Here is a 12862-nt window from a genome sequence, read left to right on the forward strand (position 1 = left end):
TAATTCCTATTCGCATTTTGCTAAGCCCATCAGTATATATTGCTAAAAGCATTTTGTTCATTGAAGCAGCAGTCTTCTTCTCCCTTTATTTTATCTCTCGGGGTCGCCATAAATCCAGTCTAGCCCTTGAATTAAGGTGGTTGGAAAGGCTGTTGCATGTCTAGCCTCCTCAATAACTCTGAACTTGAGAGTTGTATTGTCACCTGACTGGGCTGCAATTTTTTCTGCTAATTGTTTAGCTCCCGCGAGCATATCTTGTTTCTCACCAAACTCCGGTTGTTCTAAGCTACCAACGGATAAATATACCTTAATCGGTAAACTAGGTTTGGTGATATTCATAGTCAATATGTCATGGTTGTTAAACCATACTGAAGGGCTACCCAGTATATAACTACTGAACATCGCTGGATGCGTAAACAACATATACGCACCAAACAAGCCTCCAAGTGAATTCCCTACAAAAGTGCGCTGTGATGAACTAACTCTATAGTTAGCTTTTATGTAAGGAAAAACAGTTTCAGCTATAAATTTCCCATGACCTTCAGCATCACCAGTTTGTAGTTTCCAACTAGTTGCGTTACTCGGTGTGTAATCTCTTATTCGGCTAGATGCACCTTTGGAACCTTTTGAATAAGACAGGCCAACAATAATAGCTTCTTGCATTGCGCCACTATTCATGGGGAATCGAGTAGCTCCAGACGCAATTTGAAAACTATACAACGCATCCATTAAGTAGATTACTGGATAATTTTTATCTGTATTTGATCCGTAAGAACGAGGTGTTTTTATAAATACAGGATAAACCCTCTTGGTAGCGGGATCAGTTAATTCAACAGTGTTGCTCCGTGGTATTTCAAAAGCATCATTAGCAAATCCGAATGAACAAAATAATAGAAAAATAAAGAATACAAAATACTTCAACAAAACTTCCTTTGTTTAAAATGTGACAGGCAGCAGAAATACGATAATTAACTGCTATCAGCTAATGTTTATTATGCGATCACGCCCTTGTTGCTTTGCTTGAACTAGACCCTTATCTGCTCGTTTCAGAGCACTTTCTAACGTAATTTCTGCTTTCTGCCACTGTGCGACGCCGCCACTGACAGTGATTTCTATAATCAGTTTATCTGAAAAAGTGGGGGCGCTAGCAATTTTATTACGAACTTTATCTGCAAATTTAGTTGCATCAGCTATTGAGGTTTGTGGCAGTAAAATTAAAAACGCTTCACCGTCAAAACGAAACACTGAATCTGAATCGCGGCAATTCTTTTGAATAACATTAGCTACATTTTGAATCACTTTGTCGCCTAATGCTTGCCCATATTGTTCGTTGATGGATTTAAAGTGATCGATATCCAAACTGACTATAGATAGATCAGATTTGTAACGTTCACTGATGGCAACCGCTTGTTGCGCAAGTAACTCAAAAGAACGCCGATTAAGTAGATTGGTGAGGTAATCGTGATTGGCTTCTTGGAGCGAACTTTTAGTATTTTTTGCAGAGCTTGTTAAAAATGTACGGATGATAACAATGCCAAAAATAAATACACTTAGCACAATGACAATAAATATTAATCGCTGAGAGGCGCGCAACGTATCGCTTTTTTTACTATTCTCAACATCAATTTGTGGCACGTATACACTAATAGGATTGCTAGCAGTACTTTGATTAACGATGATGTTATCCAACGAGAAATACACTAAAAGAGACAGGCTAGTAATCAGTGTAAGGGAAATAACATAAGTTACAGTCATGGTATGTGCTGAGTTTAATATGTGTTTAATACTCAATGATTTATCCATTTTAGTGATCAGTAAGTTTTATTTCGCAAGCTATAACGAAATCATACTCACTTTTAATAAAATGCGCATATGATATTGTGGTTTCCAACATACATTTTCAACGGGGATAAGTTAAATGGCGCAGTGGTTAGATGCAAAAGTGGTAAGCAGAACGGATTGGAATGATCATTTGTTTAGTTTGCGTTTTTCTTGCGACGATTTTCCCGAGTTCACGGCGGGACAGTTTACTAAGGTCGGCGTAGAACAGGATGGTAAAATATTATCTCGTCCCTATTCACTTGTTAGTGATCCAGACGATAATGAGTTAGAGATCATCGCTGTGCCTGTTGAAGAAGGTTTGTTGTCTCCTAAATTACACACATTAAAAATGGGCGATCCATTAAAAATCATGTCACCTGCAACTGGATTTTTAGTGCTTGATGAAGTGCCTAAAAGTCGCGACTTGTGGCTAATGGCAACAGGTACAGGAGTAGGGCCTTTTTTATCTATTTTAGCCACTGAACAAGCGTGGCAGAGTTATGAAAATATAATATTAGTTTATGGTGCACGGTATGAGCATGACCTAGCCTATACCCAATTGATTGAAACTTGGTCTAAGCAATATGCTGGTAGGTTTCATTTTGTGCCCATCGTAAGCCGAGAAAGTAAAGGCGATAGATTACGGGGGCATATTCCTGCATTGCTTAAATCTACCTCTATTCAACAGAAAGTAGGTCTAGATATTCATCCAGACCATAGCCAAGTTATGTTATGTGGCAATCCAGCCATGATCGAAGATGGCATACAGACCTTAGTTGAACTGGGTTTATCTAAACATCTAAGGCGGACACCCGGTCAGATATCCATGGAGAGATATTGGTAAAAACTAACACAAGCTTCGAGTAAGAAAACATCCCCAAAAAATAACAAGTAAATATGGGTTGCCCCCAGCCGTACTTTGAACTGGAGGCAACTTGAATTGTTTTACTCGTCTTCTTCTACCAATGTCATTAATGAAGTATTACCGCCAGATGCTGTGGTATCTATGCTCACTGTTTTTTCCGTTAACAAACGTTGGATCAAGTGGTCAAAATATTCAGCGGTAATAACCGGTAGTATTGCCCCAGTGCGTTTGGCTAACATTTGTACCATGTAGCTAGAGCGGTCACTTTCACTGTCTATTACCACACCAGCTAGATCGTCTTCGGCTAACAATGATTGTAAATGATGCAGCTTAGCAACCTGAAATACATTTTCTGGTGCGCCGGTTGCTAAAAACTGTTCGCGGAATTCTGTCGCTTCTGCGTAAAACAGTTCAGATACCACTGAAATAACCACGTTGCCTGTTGCTAGCGCAGTTACAACGGATAAAATCCAATACTCGAAAGTTACGTTTTTATCGGCGAAACAAACAATGATCCCTCTGGGCTCTAAGTACAACACATTGGATTCACCCGTTGGCCCAGGTAACACTTTGGGTTTTTTCAGGCGTTTTTCGATACTGATCAACTGCGAACGAGCCGCGGCTAATGTGGAATTCAAATCATCGGCTAGATCCTCTACTATGCCCACTTTGGCTATAGTCGCAAGTAATTGACGAACTGAAGATACACGGGTATTTAAATCCGTTAAGCGCCACTCATGTTCGCTAGAGCGAGCATTTTCCATGAACTGGATTGCTTGTTGCTCAGCTTCAGGGTTACTTTCTAACGCTTTATCTGTGTTAGGTAAGGATTCGCCAACGGCTCGTGGTGTCGATTTTTCAAGCATTAGGCGCGTCAAATAATTAGGTCCACCGGCTTTAGGGCCGGTTCCGGAAAGTCCGCGGCCGCCAAAGGGCTGAACTCCTACAATAGCGCCAATCATATTGCGGTTAACATATACATTGCCAGCGCGAGATAGTTTGATTAACTCTATAGCTCTGAAGTCAATGCGAGTATGAATACCCATAGTTAAACCAAACCCAGTGGCATTGATTTTTTCTACAGTTTGTTCCAGCTCTTCTGCTTTGAAGCGTACTATGTGTACACAAGGGCCAAAAACTTCACGTTTAAGAACTGATATATCGGCTATTTGATAAAGTTTAGGCGCAAAATAAGTACCCTTGTTTGCTGGTATTTTGCATTCGTATAACAAGGTGCCATTGTGTTGCATATCTTCAGCATGGGCTTGTAAATTAGCCAAGGCTTTTTGGTCAATAACTGGGCCAATATCGGTCGCCAAATAAGCAGGATCACCGACGCTTAACTCATGTAATGCACCGATTAACATTTCGGTAACCGAGTCGGCTATTTCCTCTTGCAAAAATAACACTCGTAAGGCTGAACAGCGTTGACCAGCACTCTGGAATCCAGAAGCAATCACGTCATCAACCACTTGTTCAGGCAAAGCAGTTGAGTCAACAATCATACAGTTTTGACCACCTGTTTCGGCGATCAAAGGAACCTGTTCACCACCTCTGTGTGCCAAAGCGTTAGCAATGACATTACCGGTAACGGTTGAACCGGTAAACATTACCGCTTTTATCCGCTCATCTGGTAACAGAACTTCGCCCACATCTGGCCCAGCAGCAATTACAGACTGCACTACACCTGCGGGTAAACCCACGTACTCCATCAACTGTAAAGCGCGCAAGGCAATTAAACTGGTTTGTTCTGCTGGTTTGGCAATGACTGTATTACCGGTAACAATAGCGGCTGCCACTTGTCCTAAAAAGATCGCTAATGGGAAATTCCAAGGACTAATACACAACACCACGCCTCTTGGCGCTAAGCGGTCATCTTCAGCAAGTTCTTCCGCTCGGGCGGCATAATAACGACAAAAATCAACCGCCTCACGAACTTCGTCCACTCCATCTGATGTGACTTTTCCTGCTTCTTTAATACACAAAGCAATGAGTTCATCCATATTACGTTCAAGGATGTCCGCAGTACGACGCAACAAATTGGCCCGTTCCTCAATTGGAGTTTGTGACCAAGTGCTAAATGTTTGGTGTGCAATAGTTAATTTATCAGCCATTTGCTGCTGAGTATCGAAACGATGAAAACCAATTATTTCATCCAAATTGGCAGGGTTTCGCACTGCAAGGCAACCTTCAGGTACTTGCTCTTCGCTTAATAGGTGTTCATCAAACCAGCGATCAACGGCCGCCTTTAACGGTGTTATTTGATTAATGTCTGTGACATCAAGACCTTTGGAGTTGTCTCTTTCTTTACCGTACAAGGCAATGGGTTTCTGAATTTGGTCGTTATATTTAGATTTTAACCTTTGGGTTTTCTCAACCGGATCTTCGAGTAATGATTCAACGGGTCTTGATTCGTCAACTATGGCATTAACAAAAGAAGAATTTGCGCCGTTTTCAAGCAGGCGGCGCACTAAGTAGGCTAATAAATCTTCATGCTCTCCTACAGGCGCGTAAATGCGGCATTGGATACTTTCTAAGGAAACGATCTGATCATACAGACTGTCACCCATACCGTGCAGGCACTGAAACTCAAAACCTTCTTTATCATCACCGGCCAATTCCACTATTACCGCCGCAGTGTAAGCATTATGAGTCGCAAATTGTGGATAGATAGTGTCACGATAATCGAGCAAACGGTTGGCACAGGCATGATATGACACATCGGTAGATGATTTACGGGTAAACACTGGGAAGTGTTCCAAACCATCTTTTTGGGCATTTTTTATTTCCGTATCCCAATAGGCGCCTTTTACCAATCTGACCATCAACTTGCGACCGACCTTTTGAGTCAGTTCTCGCAACCAATCTATCACGTACATGGCACGTTTTTGATAAGACTGCACGGCTAAACCAAAACCATCCCAACCAGTTAAGTCGGGATCGCTAAATACTTGTTCAATAATATCTAGGGAAATATCTAAACGTTCTGACTCTTCGGCATCAACCGTTAAGCCAATATCAAATTCTTTGGCAAGCAGACACAACTCTTTAAGTTTTGGCGGGATCTCCGCCATAACTCTTTCTCTATGAGTAAATTCATAACGAGGGTGTATGGCTGATAACTTAACTGAAATCCCTGGGCTTCTTCTAGGACCTTTGCCTTTTGCTGCTTTGCCGATAACTTTTATGGCTTGTGCATAGGCATTAAAATAATCATCGGCATCTTTTTGGGTTCTGGCACCTTCACCTAACATGTCGTAAGAATAAACATAACCTTTACGCTCTTTTTCTTCAGCCCGCTGCACCGCATCTTCAATGGTTTCACCCATAACAAACTGTTGACCCATGACTTTCATGGCAATATTCATAGCTTTACGAATAACTGGCTCACCAACCTTGCCTAGTGTTTTTTTCAAAAAGCCAAATTTATTCTGTTGATTGGCATAATTAACCAAACCACCGGTTAACAGTAAACCCCAAGACGAAGCATTAACAAATAGTGATTCGCTATTGCCTAGATGAGAGCTCCATTGTCCTTTGGATAATTTATCGCTGATCAACTTATCTTGGGTTTTTTTGTCTGGTACCCGTAATAATGCTTCTGCTAAGCACATCAAAACCACGCCCTCAGCCGAAGATAGTGAGTACTCATTAAGTAGGGCCTCAACCACACCTGTGCCTTCCTGATCATTACGGATCTGCAGCACCATTTTACGGGCTCTCTCCCAAGCACGACTACGAGCACGCATATTGACTTCTGCATCTGGCAGAATATGTTCAACGGCAAGGTTTTCATCGATGCGATAAAAATCGCGAATTTTTTGACGAATCGGTGATTCAGTGACTAAGTTACCGTCAAACAACATGTGCAACTCCAAATAAGTTGGAAAGTGAAACTTAAAACGCGCTTTTTTCAAGCACATTCAATATTTCGTGGAGTATATAGACTGCAACTAGTGGCTACAACGTTTGTAGAAAAACTTGTAGGGAAGCCGTTAAGCAGAGTGTAAATATTTTAGAATAAACAACTCTGAGAATTGCCAATCTGGCTTTAGGTGACATCTAAGGAAGCGTTTCATAAATCTGCCAAAAACTAGATCTTAAGTAGAGCGATCCCAAAATAAATTGAACATTGGACTAAGATAGACGCAATCATGAGGCGCTTTTTCGGCGAGTAAAATCCATCTGGATTTTTTGTTAGATAATAATTACAACTTCCATGATATTTCATTTCTTAATTTTTCAACAAGCTTAGGATCTGGTCCCGCAACTACCATGTAAACAAAAGATTGCTCATCGATTTTTATACACTTTATTGCAGCACGATTATTATTGAAATTGCCATAAACGTAATTACCATTTTTCACTACTGATTTAAAACCAAGTGAATTTAAAATACTAACTCCTTTAGTTGCACATAATTCAGGTGATTCTTTTAATAGTTTATGGTGTGACCATAACTGAGGTATATATTCTTTAGTGACAGTAATATATTGGGTTTCTTGCTTAGTGACAGTCGGATTATTGTTTTCAGATGTACTTGAACAGCCTGATAAGGCAATTAAGAATAAGATAGCTAAAGACTTGATGGAACTCTCCTTGATATATAACTCCTCGTTTAGAGGCAAAAAACTGTTGGCTAAGACTAGCGACGGAAGAGCAAAAGCCAACTGTTTTGGGCCTTTTAAAAGACCTGTTAGCTATGGGCCAATTTAAGGCCGATAATACCAATACAAATAAAACCAAGACTTACGATTTTAAGCATGTCAGCGGGTTCGTGGAACAATATAATCCCTAGTATTGCCGTCCCAATTGCGCCGATGCCTACCCATACAGCGTAGGCTGTACCAACAGGTAATGTTCTCATTGCTATACCTAGCAATAGAAAGCTCGCAACTAGCGCTAGCACAGTGCCTACTGTTGACCAAAATTTAGTAAAGCCTTCTGTATACTTCAGCCCAATTGCCCAGCTAATCTCAAGCAGTCCTGCCATAAATAGAATAAACCAATTCATAAACACCTCTCAATAATAGGGGTCGTCCCCTGAAAATTTTTGAGAGGTGAGGTCGTCCTCACTTCTGAATGCCTAACACTTATATAAGTAGCGAATATTACTCTGTATTTTTGTCGATATTAAGTTTTTTATTTGTCTCGCTTAATTTCTCTTGTGGCTATTAGCCAACTTGGTGTTCGTCCATAAAAAGCAATCATTCCACATAGCAAAGGTTGTCACACCCCTTTCCCAAACCAACTCAACTTCTCATGTAAACTAACCACCGAACCTACAATGATTAACGCTGGTGGTTTGATGTCAGCGGCTTCTGCCTTGTGCTGAATATCTTCTAAGGTGCCAGTCACCACTTTTTGATCGGAAGTCGTCGCGGATTGCACCATGGCGACTGGGGTAGTGGCTGCCAATCCATGATTAACTAACTGCTCACAAATAATAGGTAAGCCGGTTAAACCCATATAAAACACTATGGTTTGGTCTGGCTGTGCTAAACCTTTCCAATTTAGGTTAATACTGTTGTCTTGTAAGTGTCCAGTGGCAAAAACTACCGATTTGGCGTGATCTCTGTGGGTAAGTGGTATGCCTGCATAACTGGCTGCGCCGCTGGCAGCAGTAATGCCGGGAACGACCTGAAAGTTTACGCCGCGTTCGATTAGCGTTTCGAGTTCTTCGCCGCCTCGGCCAAAAATGAAAGGGTCGCCACCTTTTAATCGCACTACGCGGTTACCTGCTAGGGCTTCTTTGGCTAGTAACTCATTAATTTCATTTTGCGGAACTGTGTGTTTACTTTTAGCTTTGCCCACATAGATCTTTTCAGCATCACGCCTGACAAGCTCTAGTATTTCTGGGGAAACCAAGCGGTCATAAACCACTACATCGGCTTTTTGCATTAAGCGCAAGGCTCTAAAGGTTAATAAGTCTGGGTCGCCCGGACCTGCGCCTACTAAATATACTTCTCCAACTGTTTTGCTAGCATCTGCTGCATTTAATTTTTCTAAGAATTTTTGTTCCGCGACTTGTTGGTTACCCTGTAATACGTTTTCGGCTATATCGCCGTCTAAAACGTCTTCCCAAAAATAACGGCGTTCGGTGACTGATTTGAAACGCTTTTTAACGGATTCTCTGAATTTCTCTGAAAATTTCCCTAATAAACTGATTTTCTGAGGGATAACCGATTCGAGTTTTTGTCTTAAATATCTGAGTAATACTGGTGCTACACCACCGCTACTAATAGCAATAATGATAGGTGAGCGGTCAACAATAGATGGGGTTATAAATTGGCAAAGTGGTGTGTTATCTACCACGTTGACTAAAATCTTCTGTGCTCGGGCATGATCGTGAATTTGTTTGTTTAATTCGCTGTTATCTGTGGCTACAAAAACCATTTGTTTATTACTTAAATCTGACTCGTCGTAAGGTCTGACAATCAGGTTGATTTTTTCTTCATTGGCAAATCGTTGCACTGTATCGCACACCCAAGGTGCTACAACTGTGATCTGCGTAGCGGTTTTTAACAGTAATTCCACTTTACGTGCGGCAACTTCTCCAGCGCCCACAACTAAACAGCTTAAGTCTGTGGTATCTAAAAATATTGGGAAATATTGCATGTGTTAGTGCTCGTTAAAATGTAGCGCTTAGTGTGCCTTGCTTGGATAGAAGTGCAAACCAATTAAATTAGAATTGATATTCCATTAGGTTATTAAGGTTATGGATAAACTTGTATTTGTATATATAAAAAAAGGGGCTGTATAGCCCCTTTCTGAATTTTTAAAAGCTTAAAGCTTAGTCACGATTAGCTGGATTACCACGTTTTTTAGGTGGTTGTTCTGACCATTCGCGCATACCTAAACTACGACCTGCTACACGAGTTTTTTGTAAAGTGTCGTGTGTCGCTTTAGGCATATCTTTAGGTAAATCTACTGTGCTGAAATTATCATAAATTTCGATAGAACCAATATTTTTACTGCTGATATTTGCTTCGTTAGCGATCGCGCCCACTATGTTGCCAGGTTTGGCACCATGAGTATGACCGACCTCAATACGATAACGTTGCATACCTTCACTAGGTGGACCAGATTTGCGTTCACGTTTAACACGCTCACCGCCGCCACGCTCGCCGCCACGTTCTGGACGACCACCGCGCTCTCTTGGAGCACGATCATTTCTGTCGCCACGATCACCTCTTGGTGGGGCAGCATTTAAATCAGGACGGTCACTTTCTCTAAGGATAAGTGGCTCATCACCTTGAGCTATTTTGGCTAATGCCGCCATGATCACTTCTGGTGCTGCGTCAGTTTCTTCTTGAATTGATTCAACGATTGGAATTAGCGTTTCAATTGAGGAGTCGCCAATCGCTTCAATCACACTATTTTTAAAACGAGATAAACGGGTTTCGTTTAATTGTGAGATTGACGGAATAGTCATCGAATCAATTGTCTGCCTAGTGGCGCGTTCAATAGAAAACAACATGCGTTTTTCACGATGTGAAATAAACAATATCGCATCACCTTCACGTCCAGCACGGCCTGTACGACCAATACGGTGAACATATGATTCTGTATCATAAGGCACGTCAAAGTTGATTACATGACTTACACGTTCAACATCAAGTCCTCGAGCTACAACATCTGTGGCAACCAAAATATCGATTTTGCCTTTTTTCAGGCGATCAACAGTACGTTCACGTGAATTTTGTGGAATGTCACCATTAAGAGGTTCAACTGCATATCCTCGTGCTGACAGCTTTTCAGCTAATTCCATAGTGGCTGTTTTGGTGCGAACAAAGATGATCACACCATCAAAAACTTCGACTTCTAATATGCGAGTCAGAGCTTCTAATTTATGATGTCCAGCTACTTGGCAATAACGCTGGCGAATGGTGCTAGCGGTAGCTACTTTGGATTCGATTTTGACTGATTTAGGGTCATTCAAATAACGCTTGGTTATTTTACGAATAGGGTCTGGCATAGTTGCAGAGAAAAGTGCTGTTTGGCGCTTCTCTGGGGCATGACCCAATATCCAGGTTACATCGTCGATAAAGCCCATACGCAACATTTCGTCAGCTTCATCTAGTACCAAAAACTTCAATTTGTCGAGTTTAAGTGTACCTTTTTTGATGTGGTCAATAACACGGCCAGGTGTTCCGACTACAACTTGTGTACCGCGTCTTAGTTGACGAATTTGGTTATCGTAAGACGAACCACCGTAAATAGGCAATACGTTAATTTTCTTGGAAAAGCTTGCATACACTTGGAATGCTTCAGCTACTTGAATAGCAAGTTCACGAGTCGGTGCTAATACCAATAGTTGAGTGTTCTTATCATCAGGATCAATATTCGCTAACATAGGTAAGGCAAAGGCGGCGGTTTTACCGGTACCTGTTTGTGCAGTACCTAAGACGTCATGGCCGTCTAATATAAGCGGAATACATTCTGCTTGAATAGGTGTTGGTTTTTCATAGCCGACTTTATCTAATGCTTGCAGCAGTTCTTCGGGTAGGTTTAAATCTCTAAATGTTATTTCAGATGTGGTGGTTGTCATCAATTTTCCCAGGGTACAGGCAGGCACAGCGTTATTTGAATCGGTAATACAATTTCTAAAATCAGTAATACAATTATTTAAGGCGAAGCCGGCACGGTTTCAAAGGTTAAATTATATTCGATTTTCAACATTTACTCCATGTAATGCTTTGTTTAATTGCATTATTTTTGGGAAATGTGTTTTTGTGGTGCAGCAATTTGTGGTTTATTGTCAAGTATGTTGCAAATAAGTGGTTTAGTTGTATCAGGTGGTTAACATGTGACGATAGATTTCTTCATTTGGCAAATTTTTCATCAAAAGTAGTTTTTAGGATTAAGAGCAAAGGCCTCTATGAAACCAAGTATTAAGAAAGACCGATTTATCCCACTGAGAAAAACAGATTTGATCCAAGCCTGTTTAGATGATGGCCAATTGTCAGGTGAGCAACTCAGTCCATTTAAAACACTTTGTCAGCAGATCGTGAGTACCTTACATTTCGAATATCATCAAATTCTAGAAGAATTAAAAGATAGTTATGCACCTTTTGACCTTAATTCCGACACCTTAACCGTTACTAAGTTAACTGATGATATTTTGCAGGCTAAGCAATCTAGCTTCACCTCTAGATTTACCCAAGTATTAAATGCGGCTAACTTCGAAAAAGTCACAGATCAAGATCTACAAGAAGCGCTACAAGAAGAATCATTATTTAAGGTGAGGTTAGCGGTTGAATTTGAAGATTTTGAAGATGTAGTTTTTTATCGCCGTGGCGAATATCAACAAACCGAAACTATCAGTAAATTTTGGGGATTACGTAAACAAAAGATAACTTTCACCAACTACGACAAAGTTGCGGTGTACATTAAATTTAAAGATGCAGATTATTTTAGCCAGACAAAAAGTAAAAAACTGAAGTTTAAGCAGGGCATTGCCGACCCAGGCTCTACCATAATTAAGCTCTTTCAGAATGTACCTAAAGCCGATTTAGAAATGTTGTTCCCTAATAGTCAGGTGCGTATGAGAACGATCGATAAAGCCATAATAGGAGGTTCGGCATTAGTCGGGGGGGCGGTAGTCTTAGTGACTAAACTTGGCGCTTCGCTATTAGTATTAGCAGGACTTTTTAGTTATTGGCTGGGATTGACTAACCAAGAAGTGACGATTAACACCCAGCAATTAATTGCTTTGGGGGTTGGGGCAGGGGTGTTAGGTGGTTTTATCTTTAAAGAGTGGAGTAAGTTTAAAAACCGAAAGTTGCGTTTTATGAAAGCCTTGGCAGATAACTTGTACTTTAAAAACTTAGATAACAACTCAGGTGTCTTTCATCATCTTATCGATTCTGCTGAAGAAGAAGAATGTAAAGAAGCTATATTGGCTTATTATTTTCTTGTGGTTCAGGGGGCTTCTATGACAAGCGAACAACTGGACAATAAAATAGAACAGTGGTTTGCAGTACATTTTGATTTTCAAATTGATTTTGAAATCGCCGATGCTTTAGCTAAATTGCAACGATTTGGTATTATTAAATCTGCTGACGGTAAATATACGGCATTGCCAATAAAGGTCGCACAATCGCAACTTGATGCTCAATGGGACGGAATATTTAACTTTTCCAATGCGCCATTGCCAGAATAAATGAGGAATAT

At 40.7% G+C, this 12862-nt stretch carries 9 protein-coding genes; 2 read left to right on the forward strand and 7 right to left on the reverse strand.

The window, feature by feature from the left end:
* Window positions 1-90: 90 nt before the first annotated feature.
* Both GARC_RS09585 and GARC_RS09590 read right to left on the reverse strand, forming a co-directional pair.
* Window positions 91-921 carry an alpha/beta hydrolase gene (locus tag GARC_RS09585; RefSeq protein ID WP_007619297.1) on the reverse strand — a complete coding sequence of 277 codons (831 nt, stop codon included), beginning with the start codon at window positions 919-921 and terminating at the stop codon, window positions 91-93.
* A gap of 57 nt (window positions 922-978) precedes the next feature.
* A complete protein-coding gene (locus tag GARC_RS09590; RefSeq protein WP_039989271.1) occupies window positions 979-1791 on the reverse strand; it encodes a GGDEF domain-containing protein in 813 nt (270 codons plus the stop codon).
* A gap of 127 nt (window positions 1792-1918) precedes the next feature.
* On the opposite strand from GARC_RS09590, the gene GARC_RS09595 reads away from it, so the two are divergent.
* Complete coding sequence (locus GARC_RS09595) at window positions 1919-2665, forward strand: ferredoxin--NADP reductase (RefSeq protein ID WP_007619306.1); 747 nt, start codon at window positions 1919-1921, stop codon at window positions 2663-2665.
* Between the two features lie 101 nt (window positions 2666-2766).
* Here the strand turns inward: GARC_RS09595 and putA are convergent, their stop codons facing one another.
* The 5 genes from putA to GARC_RS09620 form a co-directional block, all read right to left on the reverse strand.
* Complete coding sequence (putA, locus tag GARC_RS09600) at window positions 2767-6552, reverse strand: bifunctional proline dehydrogenase/L-glutamate gamma-semialdehyde dehydrogenase PutA (protein WP_007619307.1); 3786 nt, start codon at window positions 6550-6552, stop codon at window positions 2767-2769.
* Between the two features lie 342 nt (window positions 6553-6894).
* Window positions 6895-7356, reverse strand: a complete 462-nt coding sequence (locus GARC_RS09605; protein WP_007619308.1) for a hypothetical protein — start codon at window positions 7354-7356, stop codon at window positions 6895-6897.
* A 26-nt stretch (window positions 7357-7382) separates the two neighbouring features.
* Entirely contained in the window at window positions 7383-7700 is a 318-nt protein-coding gene (gene sugE / locus GARC_RS09610; RefSeq protein WP_007619309.1) for a quaternary ammonium compound efflux SMR transporter SugE, read from the reverse strand.
* 215 nt (window positions 7701-7915) lie between these two features.
* Complete coding sequence (gene cysG, locus GARC_RS09615) at window positions 7916-9304, reverse strand: siroheme synthase CysG (protein ID WP_007619315.1); 1389 nt, start codon at window positions 9302-9304, stop codon at window positions 7916-7918.
* A gap of 175 nt (window positions 9305-9479) precedes the next feature.
* Window positions 9480-11237, reverse strand: coding sequence for a DEAD/DEAH box helicase (locus GARC_RS09620; protein ID WP_007619317.1), 1758 nt, complete (start codon window positions 11235-11237; stop codon window positions 9480-9482).
* Window positions 11238-11567: 330 nt separating this feature from the next.
* Between GARC_RS09620 and GARC_RS09625 the strand changes: the two genes are divergently transcribed.
* Window positions 11568-12851, forward strand: a complete 1284-nt coding sequence (locus GARC_RS09625) for a TMEM143 family protein (protein WP_007619319.1) — start codon at window positions 11568-11570, stop codon at window positions 12849-12851.
* Window positions 12852-12862: the final 11 nt, after the last annotated feature.

The organism is Paraglaciecola arctica BSs20135 (assembly GCF_000314995.1).
GTDB lineage: Bacteria > Pseudomonadota > Gammaproteobacteria > Enterobacterales > Alteromonadaceae > Paraglaciecola > Paraglaciecola arctica.